This is a genomic window from Paenibacillus sp. RC84, assembly GCF_041260495.1.
Taxonomy (GTDB): Bacteria; Bacillota; Bacilli; order Paenibacillales; family NBRC-103111; genus Paenibacillus_F.
Map to the genome: position 1 here is coordinate 355,140 of NZ_JBGBYL010000008.1, position 14,405 is coordinate 369,544.

Genomic DNA, 14,405 nt, shown 5'->3' on the forward strand with positions numbered 1-14,405 from the left:
GGTGAGAGGAATGCGCTGGAAAGTTGCGATTCTAACTGCCAGTGACCGCGGATCGAGGGGAGAACGGGAAGATACGAGCGCCCAAGTCATCCGCGAGCTGGTAGAGGAAGAGATTCAAGGAGATATCATTGAATACCGCGTCGTACCGGATGAAATGGACGAAATTATGGCGGCTCTTATAGAAATGACCGACTACTTTCAGGCGGATCTCATCTTGACGACAGGCGGAACGGGTCTTGCGGCCCGGGACGTTACCCCGGAAGCGACCTTGAGCGTCATCGACCGTTCGGCACCCGGTTTTGCCGAAGCCATGCGGATGAAATCGATCGAGAAGTCTCCTCGGGCTATGCTTTCGCGAGCGGTGACCGGAATCCGGGGCTCTACGCTGATCATTAACCTGCCGGGAAGCCCCAAGGGTGTCCATGAAAGTCTCATGGCCATTATTGACGTGCTTCCTCATGCCTTGTCGATCCTAACGGGCCGGGAGCAGGAACATGCGGATGAAAGCTGACTCCATGCTTCGTGAAGTAAAAGTGGAGGATGCGGTCGGTCTGGTCCTCGCTCACGACTTGACCCAGATTATCCCGGGGGAGTTCAAGGGGCGCTTGTTCCGCAAAGGCCACCAGATTTCGGAAGAGGATATTCCCGCTTTGCTAAGCATCGGCAAGGAGCATATTTACGTGCTGGAACTTGCCGAAGGCTACCTTCACGAGGATGAGGCGGCTCTTCGTCTGGCGAGCGCGGTGCGGGGAGCGAACACCGAACGGACGGAACCGCACGAAGGCAAGGTGACGCTGAAATCGGCGATTCACGGGCTGGCCAAGATCGACAAAGCGTTCGTCGATCAAGTCAACGGCATAGGCCGCATCGTGATGTCGACCATCCGCACGAATACGGTCGTTAAACCCGGGCAGCCTCTCGCGGGAACCCGGGTCATTCCGCTCGTCATCGAGGAGGAGCCTGTCGCCCGTGTGGAACGGCTGGCTGCGCAGCGAAGAAGCGGCCAAGCCTCGGACGCCGGGGGTTTGGAGCCGGAGAACGGCGGCCCGGCGGATGCGGCCGGCAAGAGCGCGGCTCCTTCCGGAGCTTCCACGGCTTCGCCGGAGGAAGCTCCGGCGGCAGCGGCGGGGCTTGTCGCCGTGAAGCCGTTCCGCAGCCTGCGGGCAGGGCTGATCACCACCGGCAGCGAAGTGTTCAAAGGCCGAATCCGGGACAAATTCGGCCCTGTCGTGCGAGCCAAAGTCGAGGCGCTTGGCTCGAAGATAATCGACCAGCGGTTCACGCCGGACGACATGGATGCGATCGTAACCGAGATCCGGCATTTCCTCGGACTCGGTGCGGATCTCATCCTGGTCACCGGCGGCATGTCGGTCGATCCCGACGACCGCACGCCCGGAGCCATATCCCGGGCGGGCGCCCGCATCGTCAGCTACGGGACGCCGATGCTGCCCGGCTCGATGCTGATGATGGCTTATATCGGCAGCGTCCCTGTCATGGGGCTGCCGGGCTGCGTGATGCACGATCCGTACACGTCCTTCGACGTGCTTCTCCCGCGTATTTGCGCCGGGGAAGAGATTTTCCGCGAAGATATTACGGAGATGGGATACGGCGGCCTGCTCGGCTGCTGATTACAGATTTGAAGGAGGAAACATTCCGGATGTTTCAAAATATAGGTTTTACCGAAATTTTGCTGGTTGCCGTCGTGTGTCTGCTGCTGTTCGGGCCGAACAAGCTCCCCGAGCTCGGGAGAGCTTTCGGACGTACCTTGAGCGAGTTCAAGAAGGGCGCGCGCGATATGATGTCCGAGCATGACCAGGCGGACAAGAAAGCGGCCGAGGTCAAGTCTGCCGCTGCGGCGCCCGAAGAAGTTCCCGCGCCGGCCTCTTTAACGCAAGCCGCTCCCGCACCGGCGGCGAGCAGTGAACGGGCGGTTTCGGACAACCCCCGCCGGCTTCCCGACTAAGGTTCCGGTTCAGTGAAGCTATACGTAGATAGGTTGGTGCTGCATGGATAAAGAACAACCTTTGGTCGAGCATCTGGCGGAGCTGCGCAAGCGGATCTTCTGGGTGCTGGGAGTCCTGATCATCGGCCTCGTCATCGGCCTTGTTTTCGCCAAGAACGTCATCCTTTTCCTGAAATCCGTGCCTCCGGCCGATAAAATCGCGTGGCATGTATTTTCACCGTGGGATGCGCTCCGTTTATACATGAACTTCGGTTTTGTCGTGGCTCTGCTCATCACACTGCCGGTGATCCTTTACCACATCTGGGCGTTTGTAAGTCCGGGGCTCCGGGAAAGCGAGCAGAAAGCGTCGATTCTCTACATTCCGGGAGCGGTTGTCCTGTTCCTGGCGGGTCTTGCTTTCGGATATTTTGTCGTGTTTCCGATGGCGTTTTACTTTACGACGGCGATCAGCCATTCCATGGGAATTACCGAGCTCTACGGGGCAGCCCAATATTTTTCGTTCATGTTTAACATTATTTTGCCGCTTTCGGTTCTGTTCGAGCTTCCGATCGTGGTGATGTTTCTGACTAAACTGCGCATTCTGAACCCCAAGCGGCTGGCCAAAATGCGGCGTTACGCTTATATGGTTCTGGTCATCCTCTCGACTATCATCACGCCGCCGGATGCGATCTCCGCTATTCTTGTGGCGCTGCCGATGATTGTGCTGTATGAGTTCAGCGTCCTGCTTTCGGGCTTTATTTATCGCAAACAGCTTGTCCAGGACGCGGCCTGGGAAGCGGAATACGGGGAACAAAAGTAACGGGCTGTCGGAAGACGGCCCCTTTTTTTTCGAATCGGGGCCAAAGAGGGTAGGGTTGGACGTTCCTTGGAATGACCGCGTTGCTGCCGGCAAAGTGCCGTATTCCTCGTCTTAAGAGAGCCGGCAGCGCATAGGATACGAAGTTGGAGTCGTTTTCTCGCCCGGGCCGTTAAAATCGGTGTACAAGACGAATGAAATTCCGGCAGTCGGGGAACAATGGGTGAGGCGTTTCCTTGGGAACAACTTCCATTCTGCTTTTTGCGGCAAAAACAATAAAATTTAACAAAACCCACTTGCAAAACGATGGCAAAATCATTATCATTAAAAGTGTTGTTAGCACTTAAGATGTTTGAGTGCTAAAGTCTTAAAATCCATTGACTACAAACTAAACTGAAGGAGGCTATTTATCCATGATCAAACCGTTGGGTGATCGCGTTATCATTGAAGCCATTGCGAAAGAGGAGACGACTGCTAGTGGCATCGTGCTTCCGGACACAGCTAAAGAAAAGCCGCAGGAAGGCAAAGTTGTAGCAGTTGGAAGCGGCACGCTGAAAGACGGCGAGCGCGTTGAGCTGGAAGTTAAAGAAGGCGACCGCGTTATTTTCTCCAAATACGCAGGGACTGAAGTGAAATACGAGGGCCGCGAGCTGTTGATTATGCGTGAGAGCGATATTCTCGCTATCTTAGCCTAATTTAGCGGATTCACATACTTAAGCCACTCATTTGAATACTTACCGCCTGACGCCTCGGCTGAAGGCCGGTTATCGGAATCGATATAGATGCACATGAACCTGTAAGCAGAATCAAACATTTCAGGGAGGGTTTTAACGATGGCAAAAGACATTATGTTTAGTGAAGACGCGCGCCGCGCAATGCTTCGTGGTGTGGACGCTCTGGCGAACGCAGTTAAAGTAACACTCGGACCTAAAGGCCGCAACGTAGTACTTGAGAAAAAATTCGGAAGCCCGCTCATCACCAATGACGGTGTGACGATCGCGAAAGAAATCGAACTCGAAGACGCTTTCGAGAACATGGGCGCACAGCTTGTCAAAGAAGTTGCGACCAAAACTAACGATGTTGCCGGTGACGGTACGACTACGGCTACGGTTCTGGCTCAAGCGATGATTCGCGAAGGTCTGAAAAACGTAACCGCGGGCGCTAACCCGATGGTTATCCGCAAAGGCATCGACAAAGCCGTTCGCGCGGCTGTCGAAGAGCTTGCAAGCATTGCGAAGCCTATCGAAGGCAAGCAAAGCATCGCTCAAGTAGCGGCTATCTCCGCTGCTGACGACGAAGTCGGCGAACTGATCGCCGAAGCGATGGAGAAAGTCGGCAAAGACGGCGTTATCACCGTTGAAGAATCCAAAGGATTCGCGACTGAGCTTGAAGTGGTTGAAGGCATGCAGTTCGACCGCGGATACATCTCCCCGTACATGATTACGGACACGGACAAAATGGAAGCCGTTCTGGAGAACCCTTACGTTCTGATCACCGACAAGAAGATCACAAACATCCAAGAAATCCTTCCGGTCCTTGAAAAAGTGGTTCAACAAGGCAAGCAGCTCCTGATCATCGCTGAAGACGTAGAAGGCGAAGCACTGGCTACGCTGGTCGTTAACCGTCTGCGCGGTACGTTCACTTGCGTGGCTGTCAAAGCTCCTGGCTTCGGCGACCGCCGCAAAGCTATGCTGCAGGACATCGCTGCCCTGACAGGCGGCCAAGTGATCACCGAGGAACTCGGCCTTGAGCTGAAATCCGCTACGGTGCAACAACTGGGTACGGCTCGTCAAATCCGTGTAACCAAAGAAAACACGATCGTTGTCGATGGCGCCGGCGCCAAAGAAGACATCGATGCGCGTGTTTCCCAAATCAAAGCGCAACTGGAAGAAACCACTTCCGAGTTCGATAAAGAAAAACTGCAAGAGCGTCTGGCTAAACTTGCCGGCGGCGTAGCCGTAATCAAAGTCGGTGCTGCTACCGAAACCGAGCTGAAAGAGCGCAAACTGCGCATCGAAGACGCACTGAACGCTACTCGCGCTGCGGTTGAAGAAGGTATCGTAGCAGGCGGCGGTACGGCTCTCGTGAGCGTGTACCATGCTGTTGCCGCTGTAGGTTCCGATGGCGACGAGAAAACAGGCGTGAACATCGTTCTGCGCGCTCTGGAAGAGCCGGTTCGCACAATCGCCGCGAACGCTGGCCAAGAGGGCTCCGTAATCGTTGAGCGTCTGAAGAAAGAAACGATCGGTATCGGCTACAACGCCGCTACTGGCGAGTGGGTGAACATGATCGAAGCCGGTATCGTCGATCCGGCGAAAGTAACGCGTTCCGCCCTGCAAAACGCGGCATCCGTTGCGGCTATGTTCCTGACAACCGAAGCGGTTATCGCCGACAAGCCTGAAAAAGACAAACCTGCTATGCCTGACATGGGCGGCATGGGCGGTATGGGCGGCATGATGTAAGAAGGGTTGCAAAAACCCTGTAATACCAATAAAAACAGGCTCCTACAAGGGGCCTGTTTTTATTATAAATCACAATAAAATCACATTTCTTGCAAAAATCAAAAATTGAGTATGCTTCCGAAATGATTTTTTATTTTTTGAGCTGCGGTCTTTTTCATTTTATCAGTGACATGAGTATATATTTTCATAGTAGTTTTCATGTCATCGTGGCCGACTCTTTTCATGATCGTGTTAATATCGACCCCTGCTTCGGCTAACATACTGATATGCGTATGTCGGAAAATATGAGGGGTTGCCTTTTTGGATATCGTCGTTTTTTTGAGTAATCGGGCCATTCTGTTTAGAATATTTTTAGGTACAAGCGGATATCCATTCTCATGGCAAAACATAAAATTCTTATCATGGTATTCAGGCAACAATAATTTATTTGCCAATCTCTCTCTCGCTTGCTGTATTTTAAGTGCTTTTAGCATATCAACTATTGTTTCATCAAGTTGAAACTTACGGATGGAGCCTTTTGTTTTTGGGGGAGTCAGTTTATATTTCCTCATATTATTATCTGGGTTATATAGAGTCTTGGTGATATTTAATTCGTACATAAAAAAATCCAAGTCTGTCCATTTCAAAGCACACATTTCACCGGATCTGATTCCAGAAAATACGAGTAAGTAGAACCTTTCCATATCTCCCGGCAAGCCATGTTCTCTCGCACAAGTCAAGAATTCGGCTATCTCGCTTTTCTCAAAATACTTGTCTTCAATGCGGGTATTCTCTATTTCTTCTACAGTCAATTTTTTAACAGGAATTTTTGCATTAGAACAAGGATTATCTTTCCTCATTTTATGCTGCTGGGCGTATTCAAAAATCATATTAGCAGTCACATGAACCCCTTCAATAGTCGTTCTGGCGTAGTCTTGGTCATCCAGATCATTTAAAATTTTTTGATAGGCTTTACTGGTTACTTTATCAATGCTTACCGCGGCGATATGCTTAAGCAAAACTTTTATTTCTTTGCTTCTTACACGTACCGTACTTTCTTTGACGGGTCCCTTTGCATAAATCTCCAGCCATTCCCACGCAATTTTTTCAAACGGCATATTTTTAGATGCTTTGGCATCAATACCAAATTCTAATTGATCCTCTAAAGCCTTATTAGCTCTATTTTCTGCTTCTTTTTTTGTGTCTCCGCGGCGTGCAATCTGTTTACGTTTTCCGGTAATTGGATCAGGTGGCGCGTCTACAGTGCAGACCCATTTATACCCCTGTTTATTTTTTGCCGCAACTTTCTGAAAACTAGGCATCAATAAATCCCCTTTCTACATGTAGAGGTGGAGTCGGATTTTCTAAACACCATTTTCGATATTCTTCATCAAGCCGACCTTGTAAAATACGAAGCCTTATTTGTTCAACTCTACGAGCTGCCATATGATAAGTGACACGAAATTCCCTCATTAATAACTCGATAATTTCTTTCTCGGTTTTAGGCAATTCCATCTCCTTAATCATGAAAAACGGCATAGCTGCATATTGCGAAAAATTATTTGCTTCTTGGTCCATCCATTTCGCCAATTCAGGTGGCAATAAGAATTGATTACCAACATGACGCAGTTTGTGGCAGACTTCATGAAGAAACTTCTTCCATTGCATTGTGGGGTCGTCTCTCTTATCTATGACAACACTATATAATCCATCACGTTCAAAAATGCTTGTCTCCATATCTCGAAAATAGACCCATATACCAAGTCTGGGGGCAATTTCTTCAATTGTTAATTGGTTAGGATTTAAAATTCCGCTGATTAAATAAATTGATTCGACTTCATCTTCGAGTGGAGTTTTTTTATAGTAGAAAAGCATGTAAGCACCTCAAATTTAGAAACGTATGTTCGTTTTTTGTGTAAAATAAAAGCCCGAATGGGCTGATATTTGTTACTTATTGTATCTCTCCTTGATTATCTCCTGGCTTACGATCCTTTTCTGCATCCTTAAGATACCGTAAAAAGTCCCTCGCTCTCTCTCTTATTTCTGGAGTAGCTTCCTTTAATTCATAAAACAAGATTCCTAGCTCAGGGTCATCTATATCAATATTCTGCTCATTCTTTATTTTTCTGCCGAGTAGGTCATCAACATCAACTCCGAAAAAATCGGCCATTTTTTCGATTATCTCAATATCGGGCTTTCTGGTTTCATTCTCATATCCTGATATTGTTGATTCTGCAAGGCTGAGTTTTTTCCCAAGCTCTTTCATTGTTAAATTCTTGGACTTTCTTAATTCTCGAATCCTTTTCCCGTACAAAGCGCCTCACCTCAATTAGATTATACCTCAGCACTTCGCAAAGGGTAAAGTTTTGTAAACAAACTTTGCATTATGCGTTGACACTTTGCGTTATGCGTTGTATTATCAAATTATACCAACTACGCGTTTTGCAAAGTATTGGAGGTGGACAAGGTGAAAAATCTTTTAAAAATGGCTCGATTGAACGTAGGGTTCAGTCTCGAAGAAGCCGCAAAAGAACTAAAGATTAACGTTGGATATCTTTCGCAGATAGAAAATGGTCATAGGCAGGTAGGAAGCGAAAGAGCTAATGAATTAGCGAAATTGTATGGGGTAAGGAAAGAAGATATTTTTTTGCCTTCTCGCTACGCGGTACGCGAAGTTGAAGATGTGACTTCTGCTTAAGTTGATTAATGGAGGGAGTTAAATGATCAAAGTTGAGTTCGACCTCGACCACTTGCAAAAAATGATATCTATGGCTGTTGAACAAGCAATTCAGAAACATGAATTTGCAAATACTTTGCCGCCATTGATGACAAAAGCTCAATTAATGGATGTACTCGAGATCGGCGGCACTAAAGCAACAGAACTCATGAATCGTGAAGACTTCCCTGTTACTCGGGAGTTTGGTCATCCGAGGGTGGTAACAAGTTTGTTTATGCAATGGATTGAAGCTCACACGGAATGGATCAACGAAAATTCAAGTCCGGATTGGTTGTCTAAAAGAAAGGGCGCATAGAGGGAGAAGCCCGCCGCGGGGAACAATGCAGCGGGCAAATGTAGGGGATATAAGAGGGAACGGTGCGGCACCAGTTATGTACAACATCATAGTAGCGCACTTCCCAGCCACAAATCGACGGCCGATTGTGCCGATTCATCCAATAAAAGGCCCTCTAGGTGCCAGATTTGGGAATGAGAAGGAAGTGTAAGAATTGAGCATTGGCGAAGCGATCAAAGAATACCGCAAGGCTAACGACTTGACCCAGAAAGATTTTACCGGGATGGTCCCGCTGGACCGGACAAGCCTTGCAAAAATTGAGGGAGCTAAAAGAAAGGCTCCGAAGGACATCATGCGTTTGACGGCAATAGCCACAGATGATCCACGGATCGGGCTGGCCGCGCAAGAGGAAGTATCGGGCGGGGCCAGCACACCCTGGCTTAACAACGCAGACTTGAATAAATCAAGTGTCCATCTTAAAACGCTTGAAGAGATCGGGGAAGCTTACGAAGCCATGAAGCTTGTCCCGATCACCAAGCGGAAAGATCAACTTGCAGAGAAGGACATACATACGATCCAGACGACAATCATGGAGTGCATAGAGGCTATAACCGCACTAACTCATTACGTAGCCGTACTCTGCCGAGAATATACGTTCAGTTGGATAGCAGTCTGGAAAGAACATCGCCGCGAATTGAAAGCTAAAAAATATTTGAACTAGGAGGAATCGAGAGTGAGCGAAGCAAGAAGGCGCATTGAGGAACTTCGGATGCTGTATCGGAGAATGCTACATTTTCAGAAGCCGGACGGGGTATGGGATTGCTACATAATTGAGGAAATAGAAGAACTCGAAAAGGAACTTACAGCGGAAAAACAAAACATGACCGCCGGCCAGGGCGATCATGTCGAGACAAGAACAAATGTTTGGTTCATTACTAGTATAACGGTTTTTTCGCCTTCTGACAAGGAGGTAGCGCGATGAAGCATAAGCTCAAAGGCTTGAAATTTTTAACGGAGCATATCTGCGATGCAGACCTATCCAGTAAAAACGTCACGGTAGCCATCCTCCGGGGAACGCTGACTATAGAAGACATCGCAAATTATAGCAAACCGGATCCTGAACCATACGCCTACTGTGCCCGAATCGGCTGTGCCAATTCGATAAGGCGAGGGCAGGAATACTATTACATTGGTCGGCTGCTGTACTGCTGCTCCGCCTGCTGGCGCAGAGCGCTTATAGGTTAGCTACGAGAGGCCGCTTGGCCTCATCGTTGGGATCGTGAGCTTGGCCTACTCCTTGGGCCTTCGGGGGCTGACGATCCGAACGATGCGATCAAGCATCAGTAATCTTGCGGAGGGGTGAAACGTGGAAACGATCATCTATGACGGCGAAGTCTTTAATATCGTCAAAAAAACGGATTATTTCACGCTGGCGTATCGAGAACTAGGTAAAGATAAAATTCAGGTGTACTGGAAGTTGGGAGACGATCTGCAGCTTCAAACATGGTACGTTTCAATCTTTACCTTATTATTTGCTCTCAGGGAATACCATCAAGCATTAAGCAAGGATCAAAAAGGGGGAGGAACGTGGCAAATCCTCAAACCGAAAACGGATTTATATCCGTAGCAAATGAGCTTTGGGACGAGATAATACGGCGGAATTTTTCGAAGAGACAGAAGGACATCCTGTATTTTATTTTACGGTTGTCTTATGGATGCCGAAACAAGTCTGCGTTTGTCCCGAAGTTGAAGGATTTTGAGCTTTGTGGAGTGGGCAAGACGCATATCACAAACGAGCTTAAATTCCTTGTTGAATGTAGGGTTATTGTCTGGGAAAAGGAAGAGTCTGCTTTTTCCATTAATAAGGACTATGAAAAATGGCAAGTCAGTCCGGTATCTGCTTGGTCCCGAGAAGAATTTAACAATTTGATCCATCAAAACCTAGCTAGAAAGTTACCGAAACAGGAACTCCAATCTACTGAAAAAGTTACTGAAATGGTAACCGCCACAGATCAAGGTTACCAAAACGGTAATCATGTAGTTACTGAAACAGTAACCGAAGAGTTACCGAAACGGGAACTTTCAAGTGGCTCAAACCCTTGCGGCTCTAAGGCGGAAGACGTGCCTAAAGACAGTATTAAAGACAGTATTAAAAACAGTATTAAAAACAATATTACTACTACTGTTATAGAGCCGCCTGAGAATGACCCGTTACTGCAACTGCAAGATGCCTACTGCTCATTACACGGCAAGATGCCTTTTAACCTCACACAACGAGACTTGGGAAGCATGAGGGAAATGATTGACTTGGAGATACCGGTCCCATTTATCGTGCAGGTAATGCAACGGAGCTATGAAGCTAAGAGGGACAGGGCCAAAAAGGAAATCACTCCTTTTAAGCAACCAAATAGTTTTGGGTATTATGAAAACGCCATTTTGGACGCTTGGCGCGGCCATCAGTCCAAGGTGAAGCCATTCCCGAAAGGAGGACAAGAAAATGCTGCGCTCAATGCGGGAGACGCTGATGCCGGAAGAACTGATCGCTCGGATCGAACACCTGAAAGCAATAAAACCGGCTGGATTCGGACCAAACGAAACGCCGAACTACAAGTGCGAGAAATGTAAGGATGAGCAAGGTTACTTTGTTAAAAAGCCTGTTCTGATGTCTTCCCAAGGAGAGGCCAAAGAATTTTTGATGGACCACTGGAAGGAATGTGATTGCATCAATGATCGTCAGATCGAAAAGGCGTTCCGGTCCAGCCAGATATCATTCGAGTTTCGTAAAAAAAACTTCGACAACTTCGATTTGGGTGTATTGGGGCCGGTGCGGGACGCTTATCACTGTACCCGATCATACACGGAGCAATTCCACAGAGTCAGTGTTTCCAGGCATAACAGCATCGCTTTATTGGGTCCGCCCGGATGCGGCAAAACGCATTTGCTGATGGCATCCGCTAACTCTTTAATCTCGCAGGGAGTCAAGGTGCAGTATTTTCCGTGGGTCGAAGGTTTTAACGAAATTAAGGACGACCTATCGGTTCTGAAAGAACGAATTTTGACCTTGCAACAGGCGGAGGTCTTGATGATCGACGATATGTTCAAGGGGCGCCGAGAGCCAACGGAATTCCAGTTAGAGCAGGCATTCGCCATTATAAATTATCGCTATATGGAAAAACTGCCGGTCATGATATCGTCCGAACGGGACATCCGTACCATGTGCAACTATGATGATGCGCTAGGCAGCCGGATTTACGACATGTGCAAGGATTATCTCGTAATCATCCAGGGCGACCGGTTCAAGCTAAATTACCGCATGAGGGAGGATTAGGGCGTGAATGAATTTGACATAGACCCTGAGCAACTGGCCGAAAAGATCCGGCAGGATATTGAATGGGAAATCAGCGATATGAGGGCCGAGGATGCGGCATGGGAGTAACGGCAAATAAATATGCCCGGTACGGCAACGCCAACAAGCTTGGCAAGGCGGTCATAGGCGGAAAAAAGCATGATCGTTACCGCGTACCTAACCGGCAGCCGCAGGACCTGGATGAGTTTGTATCCGAAATTGACCGTATCGTTAGCGATCTTGATTTTGCATTGCTGATGTTAGGTACCGAATTGGAAGCCCAGGGATTCACAGAATTAGAGATATTCCAACATACACGGGACATATTTTTCAGGGCAGCCAAGAAAACGGAGGAAGGAGCGAGAGTATGAATGAGCAAGCACAAATAGTCGTAAACCAGTTGATGAATGTTACAGGGAGAGAGCTCCGTCCGGAAGAGATTCGCTTGATCCAGTCTCTTTACGTGCAGCCCGGAGGTTTGGATACATTCCAATCTTTACTCCGCGATGTAGTCAGCAATGGTGTGCTAAATTTCGACAGGCGCTTTGGATATGGCTTCTTCGATGATTAGAGCCGCGACCTTCTGGGTCTGGACTACGGCGGCGGAGGCGGAAAGACCCGAAAGGTTTGCGGGACATCCAGTTTGGTCGGAATATAGGCAGTCTGCTCCGGCAGAATGGTTCCAATCCGGTCACATCAAAGAAGCGACAATAGAAGGGCAGATCGACATCAATGAAATTTTGGAGGCAGACAATCAATATGAATCAAGCGATGGTATCGAGCAGCATGGAAACATACCTTGCTCAGATCAAGGACGAAGAGATTATCTGGATCGGAGACCGGGCTTTTGTAATAATGCCGGCGACCGAAACGGATATCGAGCGGATCGGCAAAGGCTACTTCGTAATGGACTGAAAAATAAAAATGCCCCGGCCTATTTGGGATAGGAGCCGGGGTCATCGTCAAAATACCTTACGGCAACTATACCACGATTCAAGACGTTTATCTACGATCAGCATATCAAATATTCTGCCGGATTGATCGGGGTTAATTGCGGCAATAAACACCCACATGGAGGGATAAACGATGTCACCACATGAAATCGAAGTAGGCAAGACCTACCACAACGGTAAAGAAGGGCCGCGGTCATACAGTGCCCGGAAGGTTATGGGTATCGGTGTACGCTGGTTTGAACCTTTTAACGGACGTATGAGACATGATGGAGTCGAATACATGCAGGTAGCCGGACCCAAAAAGGGAGGCGTGTACCTTTTACCGCTGCAAACCATTTCGCGCTGGGCTAAAGGTGAAGTCACAGATTAATCCCCCTATAGGGCATCTAAATAAAGGACGGTGTATAAGGTGATAAAGTGCGAAGAAACAAAAAAATGGTGCAACTCTTGCTTGAATAAAGAAGGAAACTTGCTAATTAGTGTCGGCAATGATGAAAACCAAACGTCGTCAATCTCTTTGTGTCGTGACTGCCGAGCGGATCTGATAGGCAAAATCGTATGGCATGAGCGAATGAAAAAGCAAATCTAACACAGAAATACATGGGAGGGTACATGGTGACTGACTACAAGCTCAAAACTATGGCCGCCATAGCAGAGACGATGAAGGCTTACACATCCGGGGATGTGGATCGGCCTTGGGTACTTTCATACAGTGGTGGCAAGGATTCCACTGTAACGGCAGATATCGTTTTCCGAACACTGATTCAGCTCAAAAAACATAATCCAAACAAACTCAAACGACAGATTTACCTGTTGACTGCGCAAACTTGTTTAGACTTAGTGACCGATCCTCTAAAGCAAGAAGAGCTTATGAAGATAGGTCGAGTCATACGCGAATATATGTTGCCTGTGGAAGTTAAGGAGGTGTCTGCTCCTCCGGAAAAAAGTTTCATGTATCTCACCCTAGGTAAAGGTTATCCACTGCCAAAAAGCAGAGTTAACCGGTGGTGCACAGAGCGGCTTAAAATTGAGCCCATCCAGAAAGAAATGAAACGGCGAAACCCGGAAATACAAGTTACGGGAGTGCGGTTGAGCGAGACAACTGAGAGGCGTAGGTCCATCGAAAGTCGGCAGGTATCAGAATACTACACGGACAACGTGTTTATGCCGATCGTAAACTTCACGCTAGATGACGTTTGGTCGTATCTGCTGAAGGAAAAGACATCTTGGGGGGACGCTGAAAAGATCAGTCAACTTTACAAGGATGCGACAGGTGAATGCGGGCTGTCCAAGCGCAGGGCAGGGGCAGGGGAAAAGGTCGACGATCCATGCGGTGCTCGAACCGGCTGTATCATATGCCCTGTAGTGACTATCGACAAAAGCTCCAAGGAATTCGCCAAGACCCATCCCTGGTTGCAACCATATGTGGACCTTAGAAATACCTTTATCGCAATGTACAAGGACGAGCGCAACAAGGCAGGTAGAATGAGGGACGGAACGATCCTGGAGTATGGCAAAGGGACGTTTACCGTTAAGGCCCGAATGAAATTGTATGAGCTGGTAAAGCAGGCCGAATCAGACAATGAGTATCTTGCTCGGATGCACGGAGTAGAGCCGCAGAAGCTTATTTACTCGCAAGAGCTGGACGATCTGATTAAAAAGCAGTGGGAAGAGGATTTGAGGGAATGCCCATGGGTGGAGGATGCAATGGAAGTTGGCCGTTATTTTGAGACAAAGATCAAGGGCTTGAACGGCTTCCAGATGGTCTGGAATCATCACTACGATTCAAGAAATACTGTGTAACACAGAAATACATGGGAGGGGAAAAGAAAGAGCCGCCTCCCGGCGACTCAATCCTCTTTCATGATTTCCATGATCGTATTCACTTTTTGGGC

Annotated in this window: 21 protein-coding genes; 18 read left to right on the plus strand and 3 right to left on the minus strand. The window is 48.2% G+C overall.

Going from position 1 to position 14,405, the window contains the following annotated elements:
* Positions 1-10 precede the first annotated feature (10 nt).
* The 6 genes from mog to groL all read left to right on the plus strand — a co-directional run bounded on the left by mog (position 11) and on the right by groL (position 5,221).
* Positions 11-511: a molybdopterin adenylyltransferase gene (gene mog, locus ABH899_RS19750; protein ID WP_009675197.1), complete on the plus strand. Its 501-nt coding sequence runs from the start codon at positions 11-13 to the stop codon at positions 509-511.
* Positions 501-1,628 carry a molybdopterin-binding protein gene (locus ABH899_RS19755; RefSeq protein ID WP_369999767.1) on the plus strand — a complete coding sequence of 376 codons (1,128 nt, stop codon included), beginning with the start codon at positions 501-503 and terminating at the stop codon, positions 1,626-1,628. The genes mog and ABH899_RS19755 overlap by 11 nt, the downstream gene beginning before the upstream one ends.
* 29 nt (positions 1,629-1,657) lie before the next feature.
* Positions 1,658-1,963: a twin-arginine translocase TatA/TatE family subunit gene (locus tag ABH899_RS19760; protein WP_009675193.1), complete on the plus strand. Its 306-nt coding sequence runs from the start codon at positions 1,658-1,660 to the stop codon at positions 1,961-1,963.
* A gap of 43 nt (positions 1,964-2,006) precedes the next feature.
* Positions 2,007-2,762 (plus strand): twin-arginine translocase subunit TatC, encoded by a 756-nt coding sequence (tatC, locus tag ABH899_RS19765; protein ID WP_009675181.1) that lies wholly within the window; start codon positions 2,007-2,009, stop codon positions 2,760-2,762.
* A 410-nt stretch (positions 2,763-3,172) separates the two neighbouring features.
* Positions 3,173-3,454 carry a co-chaperone GroES gene (gene groES / locus ABH899_RS19770; protein WP_009675186.1) on the plus strand — a complete coding sequence of 94 codons (282 nt, stop codon included), beginning with the start codon at positions 3,173-3,175 and terminating at the stop codon, positions 3,452-3,454.
* Between the two features lie 138 nt (positions 3,455-3,592).
* Complete coding sequence (gene groL / locus ABH899_RS19775; RefSeq protein WP_009675226.1) at positions 3,593-5,221, plus strand: chaperonin GroEL; 1,629 nt, start codon at positions 3,593-3,595, stop codon at positions 5,219-5,221.
* Positions 5,222-5,319: 98 nt separating this feature from the next.
* On the opposite strand, the gene ABH899_RS19780 is transcribed toward groL, so the two are convergent.
* The 3 genes from ABH899_RS19780 to ABH899_RS19790 form a co-directional block, all read right to left on the minus strand.
* The gene (locus tag ABH899_RS19780; protein WP_369999697.1) at positions 5,320-6,522 is read right to left on the minus strand and encodes a tyrosine-type recombinase/integrase; all 1,203 of its coding nucleotides are present in this window, start codon (positions 6,520-6,522) and stop codon (positions 5,320-5,322) included.
* The gene (locus ABH899_RS19785; RefSeq protein ID WP_369999700.1) at positions 6,515-7,075 is read right to left on the minus strand and encodes an ImmA/IrrE family metallo-endopeptidase; all 561 of its coding nucleotides are present in this window, start codon (positions 7,073-7,075) and stop codon (positions 6,515-6,517) included. The genes ABH899_RS19780 and ABH899_RS19785 overlap by 8 nt, the downstream gene beginning before the upstream one ends.
* Before the next feature lie 76 nt (positions 7,076-7,151).
* Positions 7,152-7,514 (minus strand): helix-turn-helix domain-containing protein, encoded by a 363-nt coding sequence (locus ABH899_RS19790; protein ID WP_369999703.1) that lies wholly within the window; start codon positions 7,512-7,514, stop codon positions 7,152-7,154.
* A 153-nt stretch (positions 7,515-7,667) separates the two neighbouring features.
* Here ABH899_RS19790 and ABH899_RS19795 point away from each other — a divergent pair, with 153 nt between their 5' ends.
* The 12 genes from ABH899_RS19795 (at position 7,668) to ABH899_RS19850 (ending at position 14,313) form a co-directional block, all read left to right on the plus strand.
* A complete protein-coding gene (locus ABH899_RS19795) occupies positions 7,668-7,898 on the plus strand; it encodes a helix-turn-helix transcriptional regulator (RefSeq protein WP_369999706.1) in 231 nt (76 codons plus the stop codon).
* Between the two features lie 22 nt (positions 7,899-7,920).
* Entirely contained in the window at positions 7,921-8,232 is a 312-nt protein-coding gene (locus ABH899_RS19800) for a DNA-binding protein (RefSeq protein WP_369999709.1), read from the plus strand.
* Between the two features lie 193 nt (positions 8,233-8,425).
* Positions 8,426-8,932: an XRE family transcriptional regulator gene (locus ABH899_RS19805; RefSeq protein WP_369999712.1), complete on the plus strand. Its 507-nt coding sequence runs from the start codon at positions 8,426-8,428 to the stop codon at positions 8,930-8,932.
* Positions 8,933-8,944: 12 nt separating this feature from the next.
* Complete coding sequence (locus tag ABH899_RS19810) at positions 8,945-9,193, plus strand: hypothetical protein (RefSeq protein WP_369999715.1); 249 nt, start codon at positions 8,945-8,947, stop codon at positions 9,191-9,193.
* 384 nt (positions 9,194-9,577) lie between these two features.
* Positions 9,578-9,838, plus strand: coding sequence for a hypothetical protein (locus ABH899_RS19815; RefSeq protein WP_369999718.1), 261 nt, complete (start codon positions 9,578-9,580; stop codon positions 9,836-9,838).
* The gene (locus ABH899_RS19820) at positions 9,799-10,836 is read left to right on the plus strand and encodes a replication protein (protein WP_369999721.1); all 1,038 of its coding nucleotides are present in this window, start codon (positions 9,799-9,801) and stop codon (positions 10,834-10,836) included. The genes ABH899_RS19815 and ABH899_RS19820 overlap by 40 nt, the downstream gene beginning before the upstream one ends.
* A complete protein-coding gene (locus tag ABH899_RS19825) occupies positions 10,736-11,539 on the plus strand; it encodes an ATP-binding protein (protein WP_369999724.1) in 804 nt (267 codons plus the stop codon). The genes ABH899_RS19820 and ABH899_RS19825 overlap by 101 nt, the downstream gene beginning before the upstream one ends.
* A gap of 98 nt (positions 11,540-11,637) precedes the next feature.
* Positions 11,638-11,928, plus strand: coding sequence for a hypothetical protein (locus tag ABH899_RS19830; RefSeq protein ID WP_369999727.1), 291 nt, complete (start codon positions 11,638-11,640; stop codon positions 11,926-11,928).
* Positions 11,925-12,128: a hypothetical protein gene (locus tag ABH899_RS19835; protein WP_369999730.1), complete on the plus strand. Its 204-nt coding sequence runs from the start codon at positions 11,925-11,927 to the stop codon at positions 12,126-12,128. The genes ABH899_RS19830 and ABH899_RS19835 overlap by 4 nt, the downstream gene beginning before the upstream one ends.
* Before the next feature lie 188 nt (positions 12,129-12,316).
* Positions 12,317-12,472: a hypothetical protein gene (locus tag ABH899_RS19840; protein ID WP_369999732.1), complete on the plus strand. Its 156-nt coding sequence runs from the start codon at positions 12,317-12,319 to the stop codon at positions 12,470-12,472.
* Positions 12,473-12,643: 171 nt separating this feature from the next.
* Positions 12,644-12,880: a hypothetical protein gene (locus tag ABH899_RS19845; RefSeq protein ID WP_369999735.1), complete on the plus strand. Its 237-nt coding sequence runs from the start codon at positions 12,644-12,646 to the stop codon at positions 12,878-12,880.
* Between the two features lie 242 nt (positions 12,881-13,122).
* Positions 13,123-14,313, plus strand: a complete 1,191-nt coding sequence (locus tag ABH899_RS19850) for a phosphoadenosine phosphosulfate reductase domain-containing protein (RefSeq protein ID WP_369999738.1) — start codon at positions 13,123-13,125, stop codon at positions 14,311-14,313.
* Positions 14,314-14,405: the final 92 nt, after the last annotated feature.

Bases quoted from the DNA above. Each gene is read 5' to 3' on its own strand.
- mog (WP_009675197.1), top strand. From the start codon at position 11: ATGCGCTGGAAAGTTGCGATTCTAACTGCCAGTGACCGCGGATCGAGG.
- ABH899_RS19755 (WP_369999767.1), top strand. From the start codon at position 501: ATGAAAGCTGACTCCATGCTTCGTGAAGTAAAAGTGGAGGATGCGGTC.
- ABH899_RS19760 (WP_009675193.1), top strand. From the start codon at position 1,658: ATGTTTCAAAATATAGGTTTTACCGAAATTTTGCTGGTTGCCGTCGTG.
- tatC (WP_009675181.1), top strand. From the start codon at position 2,007: ATGGATAAAGAACAACCTTTGGTCGAGCATCTGGCGGAGCTGCGCAAG.
- groES (WP_009675186.1), top strand. From the start codon at position 3,173: ATGATCAAACCGTTGGGTGATCGCGTTATCATTGAAGCCATTGCGAAA.
- groL (WP_009675226.1), top strand. From the start codon at position 3,593: ATGGCAAAAGACATTATGTTTAGTGAAGACGCGCGCCGCGCAATGCTT.
- ABH899_RS19780 (WP_369999697.1), bottom strand. From the start codon at position 6,522: ATGCCTAGTTTTCAGAAAGTTGCGGCAAAAAATAAACAGGGGTATAAA.
- ABH899_RS19785 (WP_369999700.1), bottom strand. From the start codon at position 7,075: ATGCTTTTCTACTATAAAAAAACTCCACTCGAAGATGAAGTCGAATCA.
- ABH899_RS19800 (WP_369999709.1), top strand. From the start codon at position 7,921: ATGATCAAAGTTGAGTTCGACCTCGACCACTTGCAAAAAATGATATCT.
- ABH899_RS19825 (WP_369999724.1), top strand. From the start codon at position 10,736: ATGCCGGAAGAACTGATCGCTCGGATCGAACACCTGAAAGCAATAAAA.
- ABH899_RS19830 (WP_369999727.1), top strand. From the start codon at position 11,638: ATGGGAGTAACGGCAAATAAATATGCCCGGTACGGCAACGCCAACAAG.
- ABH899_RS19835 (WP_369999730.1), top strand. From the start codon at position 11,925: ATGAATGAGCAAGCACAAATAGTCGTAAACCAGTTGATGAATGTTACA.
- ABH899_RS19840 (WP_369999732.1), top strand. From the start codon at position 12,317: ATGAATCAAGCGATGGTATCGAGCAGCATGGAAACATACCTTGCTCAG.
- ABH899_RS19845 (WP_369999735.1), top strand. From the start codon at position 12,644: ATGTCACCACATGAAATCGAAGTAGGCAAGACCTACCACAACGGTAAA.
- ABH899_RS19850 (WP_369999738.1), top strand. From the start codon at position 13,123: ATGGTGACTGACTACAAGCTCAAAACTATGGCCGCCATAGCAGAGACG.